Origin of the sequence: Sphingobacterium bambusae, assembly GCF_033955345.1 — a bacterium.
Taxonomy (GTDB): domain Bacteria; phylum Bacteroidota; class Bacteroidia; order Sphingobacteriales; family Sphingobacteriaceae; genus Sphingobacterium; species Sphingobacterium bambusae.
This window is the reverse complement of record NZ_CP138332.1, coordinates 136,796-153,930: the sequence shown is the minus strand read 5'-3', so window position 1 is coordinate 153,930 and position 17,135 is coordinate 136,796. Positions and strand designations below refer to the sequence as shown.

Sequence of the window (17,135 nt, the reverse complement as noted above, 5' to 3'; positions counted from 1 at the left end):
ATTTATAGTATGATTTTGTTTAATGCTATTACTCACTCGTGTCGAGGTTTTTACTGCCATCTTGCTGTACGTAATATCGAAAGGTATAGTATGGAGCAGGCCAGTTCATATTGGTAACCGTAGTCGGATTGCCTTTGTATGCATTTATTAGCTGTAGCTTTGCATACTTCCCATCGGGAAGACGTAGGATGTAGGTGCGGTTTGTCAACGCAATCATAATATGGGTGTTGTTGTTGTACTGGAACCACCCACTTGATTCGTTGGATAGGGCAACACCTATTTTACCGATTGTACTACTGTCAAATTCGGCATCGCTAGGCGCAGTAACGACCGTTTCGTATGCTTGTGGCACGACAATCACGGCAGTCTTTGTCGCCGGCCCTTGATAACCCGGATTGAAGATATCGTTGGCATTGTTTAAAAATATTTCCGAGTTGTAGGGACCGGTGAATGCGATATCCCAATCGTTTGTTTGTAAGTATTGCAGCGAGTCGGCTTTGGTCTTGATCCATATTTGCCGCCGATCGCGCAAACGAAAAAGAAAAGTTTGGAAACTTCGATTTTCTTTGCCGTTGCCGACCGAAGTTCCCATTGAGGCTTCGGTGTCTCCCGCTAAGTCATATATCACGGTGCTCTTCCCATCCACGTAGGATGGAGCAACCTCCTCATCTTTACCACAAGAAGCAGCTCCGAATAATAGGAGTAGGCCGAAGCAACAGGTGCCAATCAATGTGCTGCTTTTTCTATGGATGTATGCTATTTTCATCATGTTATTTTTTTCTATTATTATGGCTCAAGCGATGTCGCTTGAAACTGTGTGACACTATTCTTTTATCCAACGATAACTAACACCCGCCATGATCACACGACCCGGCTGCCCTAGCATATTTCGGTTGGTGAAGTCGAGTAGGTTATCGCCAATTAGTCTACAGGTCAACCTATTCTTGAACAGGTATTTTTCTACGGTTAGATTGATCAAGGTGTGTACCGGAACAAAGGCATCAGCGTCATCGATAAATTGGTTTCCGTTACTATCTTGGAAAGGATATTTACCGCGTATGTTTGCACGCAGGTTGATGTTCATTTGCCAAGGTCTAATGCTGTAAAGCGCTTTAAGGTTCAGCATATGTCTTGAACGATCTTCGATACCCCAATAATCACTCGTTCGGCTTTGTCGATATTCTCCTGTAAGGGGATTGCTGTAATAGTTGTAGGGGAAGCTTCCTGAACGAATGCTATCTAATACGCCAAGGTCTTTCGCAACGAGGTATTGATAGCCTGCAGATAGAGCTAAGTCGGTTGTCGCTTGGTAATTGACACTAACTTCAAAGCCCTTATTGACGGCCTTAGGCAGATTTCTGTAGCTGTACAGTTGTGCTATAGTCGTGCCGTTTCCGACGCTCACCGTGTTAATTTGATTGTTTATACGGTGGTAAAATATCGATAGCTCTGTCTGCCAGCGTTTGCTGGCATTCCATACCAAGCCTATATTGTTGGAAAGGCTTTTCTCTGCTTTTAAATTTCCCGCTACATGATTGACCATGTAAGTGTTTCTATAACTTAATTCGCCGCTATTGTCCATGGCTTCAATAACTTCTGCAACCCGATCAGCACCGATTACCAAATAGTTTGCCGCAGGATTGTAGAATACTTGATAGCGCATTTTGTAATCCGGCGCTTTGAAACCCGCACCAACGCCAGCTTTTGCTAACAATGTCGGCGTTATTTGATATTGCCAGCCTACACTTGGGCTTAATCGTCCGTTATATACGTTACTGTGATCGTAACGGAGTCCGAGCGTGGTCAACATGCGATCCATTGGTTTCCATTCCGTTTGTACGTATCCGAACGCTGTGTACAGTGATCGTTCTTCGTCTAGATCCTGATTATCCATTCGCTCTAAGCTACCGCCAAGGCCGGCGGTAAATTTCAATATGTTGGATGGGCTGTAGGCAAATTGCTGTTCTACGCGATGCACTTGCTGCCCAAACTCTTCAGCACTAGCGAGAATACCCGCCCGAAGCCATTCTGCCTGCATGGCGGTGTGGTTTCGGGAGAAATAGTATCGTGTCATGCTGCGTATTCCTGATACGAATTGCTGGTCGTAGCTGAAGCCTAAATTGAGGTCCTGATCGCGCTGTTGATCGTTCAGTGCCAAAGCATCCGACCAGGCATTTGTCATTTGCGAATTGCGGGCGGCGTAATGGGCGGTAACGCCCAATGTACCATTCTTTGTAAGCCGGTAACGGCCGCGTCCTTGAAAACTGTAGTTTTGATAGGGCGGAACCGTTGTGCTTTCTCCGGTTAAATGCTGGCTATCCGTATTAAATCCGTCGGTACGATAATAGTTCCCAGAAATCACGAGGCTACCGCGTTGGTTTGCAAAAGGTGTTTCCGCTTCAAGCGTGGCATCGACAATATTCAAGCTACCATACAACAGCGACGCTTGCGCCTGTGGAGCCAAAGCACCATGGCGGGTGATGATATTGATGGCACCACCTAAGGCATCGCTGCCGTAGAGGCAGGAAGATGCACCCTTGATGATTTCGATGCGTTCAATATTGGTAACTGAAATACGGGATAGATCAAAATTACCATTGTTGCGGCCTAACATCGGTTGTCCATCTACTAGTACCATAACATAATTGCTGCTAAAGCCCTGTATCTGTACGCCAATGGCACGAGATCCTCCAGCAACATCATTCACTACGGCAACGCCTGTTTGTTCTTTCATCACTTCGTCCAATCTCCTGCTTCCCATCAGTTCAATCTCTCGTCTGGTAATTATTTTAACCGGCATGGCGGCATTTTCTGCAGTAATCAAGTTGTCGATAGCAGTTATTTTACCATTTACTTGAACGGTGTCAATTTGTTGTTTTTCAGTTTGTAACGTAATTTCTATTAAAGTGTCGCGGTTCAAATCAATATCCAGTTGCTTGCTTTCAAAACCTTTTCGGCTAATATGAAGCTGATAAACACCGGTGTAAAGGTTGGAAAAGTGGAATGCGCCCATCTTATCGGATTTGTAAACTTGACGATCCGGAAATAGGGTTACGGTCGCGTCCGAAATGGGATATTTTAAGGAATCCACGATAAGCCCGGCTAGTTTGCCCCGATCCTGAGCCCATAAAAGGCTAGGTAAGTAAATCGTGATAAACAACAGTAACTTCGGGCGCATATCGCAAAGGGTATTGTTAAATTATTTTTATTCAATCTAAATAATGGCACAAAAAAAGGCATTCAATTTCAATTTTTCTATATGAAAAGTGTCAAATCTTGTATTCAAATCGATTTAAGCATCAGGCTATTGTGCTGTGTATTGTATGTATGATGTTGATATACAATGTGTTTGTTTACTTGTTTAGAAATTAATCTAATGAGGGTGAATCTATATTTAATTTGTATTTAGATTGATTATTGATTTGTTTTGTATCGATTTGAAGCAAGGCTGGTTTAGCGCAGTTCGCACTATGGAGAGGAGTCGCTTGCTCCGACAGAAGAATATAGATGACATGAAAAGATTAATAGTAATAGTGGTTGTTTTACTTGTGCAGCAACTTGTTTTGGCGCAAGATCGCCGCCTCATCACGTTGAGTAGTGCGATTACTGAGACGGTTTTCGGACTTGGGATTGGAGATGATATCGTGGCGACGGACGTGACAAGCATCTCGCCAAAAGCGGCCGCGGCACTACCGCGCGTTAGTAAAAATCGATCTTTATCGGCTGAGGGAATCATGGCGTTCCGGCCTACGATGGTGTTGGCTCCCGAAGGTGACCTGTCTGCTGCAGTGTCAAAACACTTGCGCAGTGCGGGGATTGAAGTCGTCTTGTTGAAGCAGGAATTTACGGAAAAAGGAGCCTATCGATTTATTCAACAGGTGGCGGATGCCGTGCAGCTTACGGAGAAAGGAAAAACGGTCGTTACCGCAACTAAAGTAACGATGGAAAAAATAAGGGAACGTATTGATGTGGAGACAATCGGCAAAAAGAAGCCCACGGTGTTGTTTATCTATGCACGCGGAACAGGCACGATGAGCGTTTCCGGAAAAGGAAGTAGTATAGATGCTTTAATCGCTATGGCGGGTGCAAAAAATGCTGTGCAGGAGTTTACGGAATTTAAACCTTATACTACGGAAGCCTTGGTGAAGGCCAATCCTGATGTCATCCTGATGTTTGATTTTGGTGCGAGCAGTTTGGGAGGAAAAGACGCCATCTTGAAGATGCCAGGCGTTCGCTTGACCGAGGCGGGTAAAAATAAACGCATAATAAGCATGAACGCCTCACTACTCGTGAATTTCAGCACACGTTTGCCGGAGTCCGTGATGGCCTTGCATCAGGCCTTAACCAATAGCTCAGCATTTTAAACAAGAGATCAGTGTCAGCTAAGCAACGTTTGATTATAGTGGTTCTGATGGTTTTTCTCATCTTTACGACAGTTTTAGCCCTTGGTTTGGGGGCGTTTTATATTCCAGTAGGCGAAGTCATAAAGTTGCTGATCGCAAAACTTAGCGTAGCAGCTGAAGACAGCACGATGAGCTTGCAAGCAGATGTTCTTTTCGTCGTTCGTATGCCACGCGTGCTACTCGGTATACTAGTTGGCGCGGCACTGGGTGTTTCGGGAGCCGCGATTCAAGGCATTTTTCGCAATCCGCTGGCTGAACCTGGACTGATAGGTATCTCTGCCGGAGCATCGCTGTTCGCCGTATTGATTATTGCATTTGAAACTTTACTGTTTGTCGGTCTATCCGAATATTTGGGTTATTATCTATTGGTGTTTGGTGCCTTCTTTGGCGCAGGGTTAACGGCATTTATCGTTTATCAGATTGCAAGAAAGGAAGGGAGACCGCAGGTTACAACGATGCTCTTGGCCGGAATAGCCATCAATGGCTTTGCAGGAGCACTGACAGGATTAATGACCTATATGGCCACCGAGCAACAACTACGTAGTATTACCTTTTGGATGTTAGGAAGTTTAGGTGGTGCCACATGGGATAACCTAGCGGTTGTCGCGCCTTTTGTGGTCATTCCCTTATCGATCCTTCTTTTTTTCGGAAAGCAGTTGAATGCTTTTTCGCTTGGTGAGATGCAGGCGGATCTCTTGGGCATGCGCACCGATCATGTTAAGCTTTGGGTGGTGGTATTTTCTACCATGGCGGTTGGCGCATCGGTGGCGGTATCTGGGGTAATAGGCTTCGTGGGCTTGCTGGTGCCGCACACGGTGCGTCTTTTAGGCGGCGCTGATAACCGATATGTGCTCGCTGGATCGCTGCTCATGGGCGCATTTGTGTTGACCCTCGCTGACGTGCTATCGCGCACCTTGGTGGCGCCAATAGAATTGCCCATTGGCGTAATCACGGCCTTGTTAGGGACGCCAGTGTTCCTGTATATTTTGATTAAAGAAAAATAGTGAATCATATTTATTGAACGCATGTTACGGGTTGAGAAACTAAATTACGAGGTCAAGGGACGCCTATTGTTGAAGGATGTTTCTTTTCAGATCCGCAAAGGGGAAGTGTTGGCACTTTTAGGAGCCAATGGTGCTGGAAAATCTACTTTGATGAAGGTGCTTTGTGGTGAGTACAAACCTAGTAATGGTTTGGTGAGTCTGCATGGACAAAAATTGGATCAGTACGACGCTCGACTTTTGGCGCGTAGCCGCGCCATGCTTAGTCAACAACAGCATGTATCGCTAGCTTTTAAAGTTGAGGAAATTGTCATGATGGGACGCTATCCGCATTTTAAGTCGCGCCCGGCGGAAGTGGATATTGCCATTGTGAAGGAAGTTATGTGCCTCTGCGGCGTGGATGAATTTGCCGATCGTGTGTTTAGCAGCCTTTCTGGTGGCGAGCAGCAACGGGTTCAGCTTGCACGTTCCCTTGCACAGGTATGGGAAAATCCAGATAGCCTACTGTTACTTGATGAACCTATTTCGGCATTGGATATGCACTATCAGCAGAAGGTATTGGCCATCGCTAAAGCACTTGCTCGTCGCGGTTTTATTGTGGTTATCGTTGTACATGATGTGAACTTTGCTGCAACTTATGCTGACCGGATTATTATGCTGAAGCATGGCCGTAAACTATTTGATGGAAGTCCCGTTGAAGTGCTTACTCCGACAAATATTTATACGATTTTTTCCGTAGAGGCTTCCGTAGAACTTAATCCGCGTACGCTTCGCCCTTACATTCGTTTAGAAGAGATGCCACTAGATGCCTATCTATTTAACTCGAAGCTGCCCGACGATCGTGCTGAAAAATTATCCCTTCGACAAAAAAGAGAACTCCTGCTTGCAGAAGACCCATTTCTAAGCTTAGCAGATCAAGCTAATAGATTACAGGTGGCTGAAATTGATCTTTGGATGCTTGATAAGTCAAAAAATTGTAGATATATCGCTAAGCAGTCAATTGATGAGGTTTTTAGGCAATTGGTTAAAATGGGAGAGGTCACAGTTTTTACTCGCAACGCTTGTTGCACCCAGAAGACGGTACAGGTTTACGAAGTGCAATCTACGGAGAAGAGTGAGGGAAATCCTGGAAAAGAATATGTGAAGGTTAAGACTGATTTGTGGCATGCAGGAATCATCGTGAACGATAAGGACGAAGAAGCGATACATTTCTTTGATCGTAAAGGGGCGCTAGCGCATGGAATACGCTTACGGGTAGATAGTGACCGTGACGCTTTTCGAAAACTCCTGACGTGGTGTGAACAGCAAACCGACTATAAGTCTACCTTTGATCCTTTGCCTAAACTGGAAGTAGCAAATGATGGCGTTCGATGTGAGCACTACGACATGCACAAAAAAGCCATCCGCCCGATCGCTGTAAGACGTTTTCTGTCGGCTTGCGCTGCACTCGAGCAAAGTTTGGAGATTAATGTCTTCAATAATGGCTACATACACAACTACCGTGGAAAGATCAAAAATCTTGTCGATCAGGGGTTCCGATATATGGTTAAGGATGAACGGATCGAAATGGAAATTTTCTTTTCATCCATTGACAATATTTGTTTAGATATGCCATCGGCTAGTGCGAAAATGGTTGCCAAGCTTGATTTTTTAGACCAGTCCGGAATACTCAATCTGCAAATTTCCAGCGATGGCGAATTGCCTGAGGCTATAAGTAGTATGCTATTCGAAGAAACGACTGTTATTTAGATTCAATATAAACAACAGTGAAAAATGTGTATCTTTAGCAACAATAATATTTTTAACTCTGTCTTATGCTGGTAAAAGGTAAAATAGTGGAATTGGATGAATGGCTTTTTATCGAAGAGATTCCTGATGTTTATGTGCCGGAAAAGCCTCTTGTAGAAAGTAGGGTAGAGATTAAGCGCAGTCCCGTCCATATGACCAACTTTCAGTTGTCTACCAGCGGTTTGTTTGTGCTTTATTCCCAGATGTCTTTCGATCAACCCGTACACATTCATACGGAGATAGAAGGCGAGGCTATCACCAGCCAGTTTATTTTTTATAAGACCAATGATAGCAAACTACCTTATGGTATGAGCCGTCATAATATTCGTTATATCCCATCAGTCAAAACCACCCACGAAGTAAAAGAAGGAATCGCCTATAGCTATTTTATTGCCGTCATTTCTAAAGAGTACTACCTTAATCTTATCAAGCGTGATTCGTTGCTTCATAAACACTTTGTAGATGATATCGAGAAAGGCCTTTACACATCATTCTCTGAGGAGGATCTTATGGCTACCTACGAGATGCAGCATACGATTTCTGAACTGGTAGAATCCAAGAAGACGGGTGAAATCCGAAGGTTGCATACCGAATCCCGTGTTGTGGAATTGTTGATGTATCAATTCGAGCAATATAATGACAGGTCGCAGCAGAGTACGCCACTTTTTAACGATGACGATGTTGCTCGTCTAGAATTGGCGAGACAAATATTGGAACAAAGATTGGCCAATCCACCCACTCAGCGTGAATTGGCCTCAGAAGTACTGATGAGTGAAAGCAAGTTGCGGAAGGATTTTAAAGAATATTTTTCCGTTACGATACACGACTACCTAACACGGTTGCGTATGGAAAAAGCACGATCCTACCTGCTGGAAGACAAAATGTCGGTTTATGAGGTCGCGCTGTTGACCGGTTTTGGTCATCAGAACAATTTTAGCAGCGCTTTCAAGAAATACTACGGCATTTCTCCGGGAGAATTGAAGTTATAATTTATTGTAACAAAAGCAACCTGCGGTATACTAATAGATCGAAGCTGTTTGTCAATCAGCAAAAACCGGATAATAATATGCATAATAAGAAGTATACTTGGAAAAAAGGAGCTTTTGGTAGCGTCACCCGCATTTATGACGGCGCCGAACAAATAGGAGAGTTGCGTACCGAATCCTTTAAGCAACGTTCAGATGCAAATGTATGCGCTGCAAAGTACAGGTTTGAAACCAAAGGGACATTCAAGTCCTACACGAGCATCATCGATCATCAGGGGCTAGTCGTAGGAGACATCTCTTACGCAAATTGGAGCGGAAAAGTTTCTTTAAACATTATGGGTAAGCTTTATACGTGGAAGGCAACGACTTGGCTTGGCACAAGCCATGAACTGGAGGATGCCAACGGTAACGTATTGTTTGCAAGCCAAAACTTTGGAGGAAATACGATAGAAGGCTTCGTAGAAAATGATCTGCTTTTGCTCACGGCTATTTTTCTTAAGAACCGGCAAGCGCAGTATCTTGCGGTCATCGTAATCGTGGTCGCCGTCATCGTCATCAACAGTCGCTAACCATTTAGCGGCTGTTGATGATAATTCAGCTTAGGCTATGTAGCTGATTACATTATCCTAAAATATTGTTGGTGAATCGCATCTTTATACCGACCTGAAAGTTGTTTATAGTTTTAAAAATTTCCTTTAACGTCACCTTTTCGATTTTTGTCAGCTTTTCAATCCTGATGTAGTTATTTGGCTCGATCTTCTCAACCAGTATCTGGTTTGCCTGGTTCTCCAGTCGCAGCGCCATCAAATAGTAGTAACTTTGGTAAAGTTCTTGGTATTGCTCAGGAGTGAATACGCCAAGTTCCATAAGTTTTTTTAACCGTTCGCCGGTATTTTCCTGATAAACTCGTTTCTTTAGTGCATAAACACGAACCAAATCGACAATCGGTGTCATCGCATTCTTGATGTTAAACACTTCGGTTTTACCAATAGTTTCGGTCTTTATGTTGTTGAAGAACGTCAAAGGCGGTTCATATTGCAAAGCATTTTTTCCGATGAACGCAAAGAAGCGATCATTTGGTTTCTGCAACTCTTCTTCCAAAAACTCCTTCAGCTGCTCGATTATTTGACGATCGCCGTACAGAAATCGACAATCAAAAAATGTGGAGAATTTAATCGCATTTTCCGGTACTGTTTCTTCGATCCACTTTTTATAGTTCTTTTTCCAATGGGATAGTGAATGTGTCCAATCTGGATTACTGGCCATATACCCACCCTTACAATAAACAAAGCCGATATCGTTTAAATAGTCGGAAACCTTTGTCGCAAAGCTCAAGAAATAGGCACGCACCATCTCGCGATGCTCATTGGCCTTATCCTCGTAAATGATCGCATTGTCCTGATCGGTTTTAAGAGTTTGTTCTTTTCGGCCCTCGCTGCCCGTGATCATAAAAACAAATTTTGCAGGCGGTTCGCCCATCTCACGAATTACCTTCTCAATCACCTTGATAGCGATGGTATCAGCTATGGTGGTAATCACCTGATTCGTAATCTCCGCATTGATGCCACGCCCCAGTAGTTGCTTGATCACCTCGGGCACATAGTTCCACTTTTGACGTAGTTCATCCGTTGTTTCTGCAAGTTTTACTGATTGGATAAATACCAAGGGCGATTGTCCCTGCTCGCTTAAAAGCCTGTTTCTGCTCAGAAAGCCCACATACTTGCCATCTTTTTCCACCAACAGGTATCGAGCTTTGGTACTGAACATCATTAGTACTGCTTCATAGAGGTAAGCTTGATGCGATATCGAAAGAATGGGATTGTCCATCACGCTGGCGATGGGCTTTTCTGCATCGATACGCTTCGCAATCACGTTGTCGCGCAGCGTAAGGTCAGTAGCATAACCTATGATATTATCTTCTGTATCTTTTACGAATAAACAACTGACCCTATGTTTTGCCATATGTCTAGCGGCTTCGAAAATAGGCGTCTCTGCATAGCAGGATACAATATCTTTATAGATAATGCCATCAATTTTTCGCGAATACAGTTGCTCTGCAGCGATATAACTCTCTTCGAAACTCGCTGGTGTCTTGACAAAATGGGAAAACTCGTCGTCGAGCATCCGCTTTCCGAAATCGGTGGTATAAAACTGAAAAAACTCCTCATAGGCACTGCACAATGCTAGAAATTCTTGTCGCGGCAGGTTGTACACTACTGTTCCCTTTTTGGCCATGACAGATTTCAGCGCTTTTGTTCTATTCAGCAATACGGATATACCACCGAAGCAGTAGGGCGAATGGTGTATTTCTATAGATCTTTTGTTTTCCGCGGCATCGAAAAAGAAGGTCTCATATTCACCTTTTACCAAGATATCAACACCTTGCATCGCTGTTATTTCTTGTCTGTAAGCCAAGGTATCTTTCGAATATTTGGTCTCGACCAGCGAATCGGCAATACCTACTAACACACTTTCGGGGAGAAGATCAAAGGGTTTGGTCTGTTTTAAAAGTTCTACTACGTTCTGCATATGCCGGCTCTATTAAGGATGCAAAGTTAGACATCCTGTTTGTCTGCAAAGTTAAGCTTTTGTGAAAACTCTAGTTGCTGCATATGTAAATCTTGTTCGGTAATATTGTTTCGTTGCAGCATTTCAAAAAAACATCGGGCGGTGATTTCTGCATCATGCTCTGCCTCGTGTATATCTTGCGGACGGATATCAAATAACTGTTCATGAAGTTGCACTAATCGCAAGTACTCTACCGCAGGATTCATTGCATATTTCTTACTCTCCAGCATAGTACAAAAAAACAGTTGCTTCGGAAAAGGGTTTTGCAGTTGGGCACGAAAATAGTCCGCACTTAGTACTTGAATGTCAAGCTCGATGAAATGGCCTATGATCAAAGGGGCATACTTCTTTATATCGTAGGCTAATTTGCGCAATATATGCTTTCTGCGATCACCGTGCTTTTCTAAGAAGTCCGCTGTGATTCCATGTACCTGCTGTGAAGCAGCGTTAATTTGAATGTCTCCTTCGTATATATATTTGCTAACACGTTTTACTTCTTGTCCATCAGCTGTATAGATAATCCAAGCCAACTGTATAACCGAAGGCCAATTTAATTGGTCGGAGTATGGCTTGTTCCAACGCTTCGGTATGCCCGAGGTTTCCGTATCGATAAATAGAAAGTAACCCTTCAAGGAATGTAATTTTTGTTAGACGGATAAATATACATTATTCGTTAGAATAAAACGGTCTTTTTGTGGATTAGTTCTAGCAGCAATACGAGGGCGCAATCGGCTTTAACTATATTTTATAGAATTTATCGATTAGCAACAAGGCGAGATATCAATTAACTTTATCGTCAGAAGAAAAACATAGCTTCTACGAATCTGTTTATTCAATATAAAGATTATACATAATGGAAAACCAATCAAACGACATCAGCAAATGCCCTTTTCACAATGGCAGTATGAAACCACCAGTTGGCGGCAGCGGAACAAGCAATCGCGACTGGTGGCCGAAGCAATTGAAGTTGGGTATCTTGCGTCAGCATTCAACGCTCACTGACCCTATGGGGGCGAGCTTTGATTATGCCGCGGCATTCAATAGTTTAGACTTGGCAGCAGTAAAACAGGATTTGCATGCCCTCATGACCGATTCCCAAGACTGGTGGCCAGCGGATTTTGGCCATTACGGTCCCTTGTTCATACGTATGGCATGGCATAGTGCCGGTACGTATCGCGTGGGCGATGGCCGTGGCGGTGCAGGTGCTGGGCAACAACGCTTCGCTCCGTTGAACAGTTGGCCCGATAATGTGAGTTTGGACAAGGCGCGACGCTTGTTGTGGCCAATCAAACAAAAGTATGGCAACAAGATCTCTTGGGCCGACTTATTGATTCTTACAGGAAATGTGGCCTTGGAATCTATGGGCTTCAAGACCTTTGGTTTTGCTGGTGGCAGGGCTGACGTCTGGGAAGCTGATCAGGATGTTTATTGGGGATCGGAAACTACTTGGCTAGGTGGCGACTTACGCTATGCACACGGCTCGGAAGGTGCAGGCAAAGAAGGAGGTGTTGTCGTCTCTGATGATGATGCCGACGGTGATACGCATTCCAGATTCTTAGAGAAACCGTTGGCTGCGGTTCAAATGGGCCTTATTTATGTTAACCCAGAAGGGCCCGATGGAAATCCAGATCCGATTTTAGCGGCAAAGGACATTCGCGATACCTTCGGACGAATGGCGATGAACGACGAAGAAACCGTCGCGCTGATTGCGGGTGGCCATAGTTTTGGTAAAACGCATGGCGCGGCGCCGGCTACGCATGTTTCGGATGAGCCTGAAGCTGCTGGAATAGAGGCACAAGGTTTGGGATGGGCAAATAGTTATGGATCAGGAAAAGGTGCAGATACAATCACCAGTGGGTTGGAAGTTATTTGGACAAAAACACCTACACAGTGGAGCAATAATTTTTTTGAAAATCTCTTTGCCTTTGAATGGGAACTTACAAAGAGCCCTGCAGGAGCACACCAGTGGGTAGCTAAGGATGCCGACGATATTATCCCTGATGCTTATGATGGTACCAAGAAACATCGTCCGACGATGTTAACGACCGACCTATCTCTACGCTTTGATCCAGAATTTGAGAAAATATCGCGTAGATTTTTAGAAAATCCCGATTTGCTGGCGGATGCTTTCGCTAGAGCATGGTTTAAGTTGACACATCGTGACATGGGACCACGTGCGCGTTATTTAGGACCGGAAGTTCCCAGCGAGGTGTTGCTCTGGCAGGATCCTATTCCCGAGTTGGATCATGCATTAATTAACGAGGAAGACGTCGCAACCTTAAAAGCGAAAATTCTAGCGTCGGGCTTATCCGTATCGCAGCTTGTGTCAACAGCCTGGGCTTCTGCATCTACATTTCGTGGTTCCGACAAGAGAGGCGGAGCAAATGGAGCCCGGATACGTTTAGCGCCACAGAAGGACTGGGAGGTCAATAACCCTGCTCAGCTCAACCACGTATTGCAGGTACTTGAAGGAATTCAGCAGGACTTTAACACAGCGCAGCAGGGGACTAAGCGTGTATCCTTGTCGGATCTAATCGTATTGGCTGGTTGTGTCGCTGTGGTCAGCGCGGCAAAAAACGCAGGACACACGATAACGGTACCTTTTAAGCCCGGTCGTATGGATGCTTCGCAAGAGCAAACCGATGTGGAATCTTTCGGTTACCTAGAACCACTTGCAGACGGTTTCCGCAACTATCGCAAAGCGAATGCACCTGCGTTTACGGAGGAGCTGCTAATCGACAAAGCACAGTTGCTGACGTTGACAGCGCCCGAGTTGACTGTACTCCTTGGTGGTTTACGCGTTTTAGATGTTAACTTTGATGGATCCAAGCATGGGGTTTTCACAGATAGGCCAAGCCAGCTCACCAACGACTTCTTCGTGAATTTGTTGGATATGAGTACCGCTTGGAAGGCGATTGATGGCCGTAAAGAAGTCTATGAAGGACGTTGCCGCACAACCGATGCGTTAAAATGGACGGCTACTAGAGCCGATTTGGTTTTTGGGTCTCATGCGGAGTTACGCGCTATCGCCGAGGTGTATGGCAGCGCAGATGCGCAGGATAAATTTGTGCAAGACTTCGTTAAAGCTTGGGCAAAAGTGATGGATCTCGATCGATTTGATCTTCAATAAACAACATATCGTTAAGCCCTAAAATTTGTATAATTTTAGGGCTTTTATTTTTATAGTAAATTTAAAACGACGCTTTTCTATGCCTTGGAACCCTGATCTATATAATAACTTCAAAGATATACGCTACCAACCATTTTATGATTTACTTGGCTTTATACAATCTAATGACCCCGCTAAGATTGTCGATCTAGGTTGCGGTACGGGCGAGCAGACCTCGATAATCGCCGAGCGATTTCCTAACGCAGCCGTGTTGGGCGTAGATTCTTCTCCCGAGATGTTGGAACAATCGGCTGCGGTGGAACGCCAAAATTTGAATTTTCGACAGCAAACCATCGAGGAGCTTGTCGCTTCTGGCGAGAAATGGGATATCATTTTTAGTAATGCCGCGCTGCAGTGGTCGGATAACCACGAGCAGTTGTTTCCTAGTTTGTTGAGCCTCTTGCAGCCTGGCGGGCAATTCCTTGTACAAATGCCCATGCAAAGGGACAACACCTTAAATAGCATCTTGCTCGAGTTGGCCGAAGAAAAGCCGTTTAGTGATTATTTGAAAGGCTGGACAAGTCAATCCCCGGTACAAAGTATCGATGCTTATACGCAATGGCTTTTCGATGCGGGCTTGGTTAATTTACGGGTAGAGCAACGTGTGTATCCAATTATAGCAACGGATCATGACACTTTATATCAATTTATTGCGGGCTCGGCGTTGATTCCTTACATGGATCGGTTGGCAGCCGAAGAGCGTAGTTTGTTCATCGAAGCGTATAAAGAACGCATTGCTGCAGCCTTTCCGAAGCTCCCCGCCATCTATGCCTTTAAAAGATTGCTTTTATACGGAACGAAGTAGGAGCGCGTATATATGGCAGGTATATATTTTCCTTGCAATGTCAAATTTTACGATGCACAGAGATAGACCAAAGCAGTTTCGTATTTTTAGCCTAAAATAAGATCATGGCAGAAAAGATGAAAGTAGAAGTTTGGAGCGACGTGATGTGCCCATTCTGTTATATAGGTAAGCGGAAATTCGAACAGGTTTTGGATGCACTTCCTTTCAAAGAGCAAGTGGAGCTTGAGTGGAAAAGTTATCAGTTGAATCCCCACTTGCAGACAGATACAAACCGAAACTATTACGACAACCTAGCGGATAGCAAAGGCATGCCACGTGCGCAGGCAGAAGCAATGTGTAATCAAGTGACAGAAATGGCGAAGGGAGAACAATTGACCTTCAAGCTGGACAAGGCGATTGTTGCTAATTCGTTCAAGGCTCACGAGCTTGCTCATTTCGCGAAGCGTTATGGTAAACAAGATCAAGCTGAGGAGCTGTTGTTTAAGGCTCATTTTACCGACGGAGAAAACATTGATGATATTGATTTACTAAAGCGTATTGCGACGCAGCTCGGCTTGGATGTACTTGCGCTGGAACATGCCTTAGAAAATAAGGTTTTTGAGGATGAGGTTCGTCAAGATATTTACGAAGCACAACAAATTGGTGTCCGCGGAGTTCCCTTCTTTGTTTACGATAGGAAATACGCTATTTCAGGAGCACAGGATGCTACCGTTTTTCGCCAAACCATTCAAAAAGCTTTTGAAGAGTGGGCTACAAAAAACGGCAGCAACTTGGAGGTTATAGAAGGGCCGTCTTGCGGACCTGACGGATGTGATTAGTTATGCGTTTGCAGGTCGATAGACCGTTGTAGCGCTAGTGCTTCACTAAATGTTTGGTCGTGGGATATCACAATCAATGTTCCTTTAAATTCGTTGATGGCAGCGGTTAATATCTCGATATTTTGTATATCCAAGTTGTTCGTTGGTTCGTCAAGAATAAGAAGATCTGTCACTTCCTTGCTAACGGTTAGACAACACAATGCCAGACGCATCCTTTCACCTCCACTTAACTGTTTGCACGGCTGTCCCCACTTTTGCATAGGGAATAGAAATTGATCAAGTCGAGTTTTTAAGAGATGTTCAGGTAGCCCGCCATCATTTGTGTGTTGCACTTGTTCGTAGACAGTCAAATCATCACGTAACAAACTATAGTCTTGGTCGATGTAAACTGATCGATGTGCAGACCGATGACATGTGCCACGGGTTGGAGCATCATATCCGGAAATGAGGCGAGCTAGGCTGCTTTTCCCCGAGCCGTTGGAACCGGAAAGTTGAATACGTTCGCCACTTCTGATCTGGAAGCTTATGCCAGCGCGCCACAAGTCTGTTCCATCGTGTTGCAAATTCATGTCTTTCGCTTCTACGAGTAATTTTCCAGGTGGTTGTTCGCTTTCTGTAAAACCAAAACGCATGGTGCTTGTCGCTGGCCGGTTGGCACGTAAATCAATCAAACCGGTTCGTATACCATCTATTTTCTCTTGGTGTTGACCCTGTAGTTTTGAGCGACTGTTTTCCGCATTGTTGCGTAGGGTATTCATCATGATTCGGGCAACTCCCGCTTTTTCCTGCTTCTTTTTACCACGGGCATCCGTGCGCTGCTGACGTTCCATGGTTGCCCTTTCTTTTTCCTTGGCTTTGCGCAGCTCTTTCTCTTGGCTATGGATCTGTTGTTGAAGAGCGTGGAGAGAAAGATCCTTCTGTTCTTTGTAAAAATCGTAATTCCCGCTGTATAATGTTACGCCCTTAGGATTTAGTTCGTACATGCTGTCTAGCAGGTTGAGCAGTGCACGATCATGGCTTACCAGTAGAATCGAAATATTTGTGTGGCGTATAAAGTTGTAAAGCATAGCTTTGCTTACGGTGTCCAAATGGTTACTCGGTTCGTCCAACAATAGCAATCGTGGTTGATTTATCTGTATTCCAGCCAAAAAGAGCTTCATCTTTTCGCCTCCGCTAAAGATAGATACGGTATCCAAAAGGTTTAGGGTTGGAAATCCCCATTCCGCTAAGGCCTCATGACAGCGTTCTTCAATTCCCCAATCATCATCCAATTGGGCGAAAGTTTCCTCTCCTGCGTCGCCATCCAAAATGCGGTAATAGGCGCGAAGCTTATCGCCAACGCCAAGAGCATCGGCTATTGTGGAACTGTTAAACTGCCCGAAGATCTGCGGAACATAGTAGATTGTGCCATCGCACTGCACACGCCCGGCGGACGGAGATAACTCACCAGCGATGAGCTTTAACAACGTGGATTTGCCGCTACCATTATTGCCGATCAAAGCGGCTTTTTGTTGCGATGCAATGGATAAACTAAGGTCCTGAAAAAGTAATTCCCTATCGGGATGTAGATAAGTTACGTTTTGTATAGTAAGCATGA

Annotated in this window: 13 protein-coding genes; 8 read left to right on the top strand and 5 right to left on the bottom strand. The window is 44.5% G+C overall.

All coding sequences use genetic code 11. The features are described 5' to 3' along the window. Positions 1-28: 28 nt before the first annotated feature. Positions 29-769 carry an HmuY family protein gene (locus SCB77_RS00720; protein WP_320184516.1) on the bottom strand — a complete coding sequence of 247 codons (741 nt, stop codon included), beginning with the start codon at positions 767-769 and terminating at the stop codon, positions 29-31. A gap of 54 nt (positions 770-823) precedes the next feature. Further along, entirely contained in the window at positions 824-3,178 is a 2,355-nt protein-coding gene (locus SCB77_RS00715) for a TonB-dependent receptor (RefSeq protein ID WP_320184515.1), read from the bottom strand. Positions 3,179-3,512: 334 nt separating this feature from the next. On the opposite strand from SCB77_RS00715, the gene SCB77_RS00710 reads away from it, so the two are divergent. The 5 genes from SCB77_RS00710 (at position 3,513) to SCB77_RS00690 (ending at position 8,747) form a co-directional block, all read left to right on the top strand. Further along, positions 3,513-4,364, top strand: coding sequence for a heme/hemin ABC transporter substrate-binding protein (locus SCB77_RS00710; RefSeq protein ID WP_320184514.1), 852 nt, complete (start codon positions 3,513-3,515; stop codon positions 4,362-4,364). Between the two features lie 11 nt (positions 4,365-4,375). Beyond that, entirely contained in the window at positions 4,376-5,407 is a 1,032-nt protein-coding gene (locus SCB77_RS00705; protein WP_320184513.1) for a FecCD family ABC transporter permease, read from the top strand. 21 nt (positions 5,408-5,428) lie between these two features. Then, positions 5,429-7,153, top strand: a complete 1,725-nt coding sequence (locus SCB77_RS00700; RefSeq protein ID WP_320184512.1) for a heme ABC transporter ATP-binding protein — start codon at positions 5,429-5,431, stop codon at positions 7,151-7,153. Between the two features lie 65 nt (positions 7,154-7,218). Beyond that, complete coding sequence (locus SCB77_RS00695) at positions 7,219-8,181, top strand: helix-turn-helix transcriptional regulator (RefSeq protein ID WP_320184511.1); 963 nt, start codon at positions 7,219-7,221, stop codon at positions 8,179-8,181. Positions 8,182-8,258: 77 nt separating this feature from the next. Continuing rightward, positions 8,259-8,747, top strand: a complete 489-nt coding sequence (locus SCB77_RS00690; RefSeq protein ID WP_320184510.1) for a hypothetical protein — start codon at positions 8,259-8,261, stop codon at positions 8,745-8,747. A 52-nt stretch (positions 8,748-8,799) separates the two neighbouring features. Here the strand turns inward: SCB77_RS00690 and SCB77_RS00685 are convergent, their stop codons facing one another. Beyond that, entirely contained in the window at positions 8,800-10,707 is a 1,908-nt protein-coding gene (locus SCB77_RS00685; RefSeq protein ID WP_320184509.1) for a DUF294 nucleotidyltransferase-like domain-containing protein, read from the bottom strand. A gap of 26 nt (positions 10,708-10,733) precedes the next feature. Beyond that, a complete protein-coding gene (locus SCB77_RS00680) occupies positions 10,734-11,378 on the bottom strand; it encodes a 3'-5' exonuclease (RefSeq protein ID WP_320184508.1) in 645 nt (214 codons plus the stop codon). Positions 11,379-11,599: 221 nt separating this feature from the next. Here SCB77_RS00680 and katG point away from each other — a divergent pair, with 221 nt between their 5' ends. The 3 genes from katG to SCB77_RS00665 all read left to right on the top strand — a co-directional run bounded on the left by katG (position 11,600) and on the right by SCB77_RS00665 (position 15,538). Next, positions 11,600-13,876, top strand: coding sequence for a catalase/peroxidase HPI (gene katG, locus SCB77_RS00675; protein WP_320184507.1), 2,277 nt, complete (start codon positions 11,600-11,602; stop codon positions 13,874-13,876). A gap of 79 nt (positions 13,877-13,955) precedes the next feature. Next, positions 13,956-14,720, top strand: coding sequence for a methyltransferase domain-containing protein (locus SCB77_RS00670; protein WP_320184506.1), 765 nt, complete (start codon positions 13,956-13,958; stop codon positions 14,718-14,720). Between the two features lie 104 nt (positions 14,721-14,824). Further along, positions 14,825-15,538, top strand: coding sequence for a DsbA family oxidoreductase (locus SCB77_RS00665; RefSeq protein ID WP_320184505.1), 714 nt, complete (start codon positions 14,825-14,827; stop codon positions 15,536-15,538). Here the strand turns inward: SCB77_RS00665 and SCB77_RS00660 are convergent. Next, a complete protein-coding gene (locus SCB77_RS00660) occupies positions 15,535-17,133 on the bottom strand; it encodes an ABC-F family ATP-binding cassette domain-containing protein (RefSeq protein ID WP_320184504.1) in 1,599 nt (532 codons plus the stop codon). The two genes, SCB77_RS00665 and SCB77_RS00660, sit on opposite strands and share 4 nt — an antisense overlap. Positions 17,134-17,135: the final 2 nt, after the last annotated feature.

Excerpts from the sequence above, each read along its gene's own strand:
- SCB77_RS00720 (WP_320184516.1), bottom strand. The coding sequence starts at position 769 with ATGATGAAAATAGCATACATCCATAGAAAAAGCAGCACATTGATTGGC.
- SCB77_RS00715 (WP_320184515.1), bottom strand. The coding sequence starts at position 3,178 with ATGCGCCCGAAGTTACTGTTGTTTATCACGATTTACTTACCTAGCCTT.
- SCB77_RS00710 (WP_320184514.1), top strand. The coding sequence starts at position 3,513 with ATGAAAAGATTAATAGTAATAGTGGTTGTTTTACTTGTGCAGCAACTT.
- SCB77_RS00700 (WP_320184512.1), top strand. The coding sequence starts at position 5,429 with ATGTTACGGGTTGAGAAACTAAATTACGAGGTCAAGGGACGCCTATTG.
- SCB77_RS00695 (WP_320184511.1), top strand. The coding sequence starts at position 7,219 with ATGCTGGTAAAAGGTAAAATAGTGGAATTGGATGAATGGCTTTTTATC.
- SCB77_RS00690 (WP_320184510.1), top strand. The coding sequence starts at position 8,259 with ATGCATAATAAGAAGTATACTTGGAAAAAAGGAGCTTTTGGTAGCGTC.
- SCB77_RS00685 (WP_320184509.1), bottom strand. The coding sequence starts at position 10,707 with ATGCAGAACGTAGTAGAACTTTTAAAACAGACCAAACCCTTTGATCTT.
- katG (WP_320184507.1), top strand. The coding sequence starts at position 11,600 with ATGGAAAACCAATCAAACGACATCAGCAAATGCCCTTTTCACAATGGC.
- SCB77_RS00670 (WP_320184506.1), top strand. The coding sequence starts at position 13,956 with ATGCCTTGGAACCCTGATCTATATAATAACTTCAAAGATATACGCTAC.
- SCB77_RS00665 (WP_320184505.1), top strand. The coding sequence starts at position 14,825 with ATGGCAGAAAAGATGAAAGTAGAAGTTTGGAGCGACGTGATGTGCCCA.
- SCB77_RS00660 (WP_320184504.1), bottom strand. The coding sequence starts at position 17,133 with ATGCTTACTATACAAAACGTAACTTATCTACATCCCGATAGGGAATTA.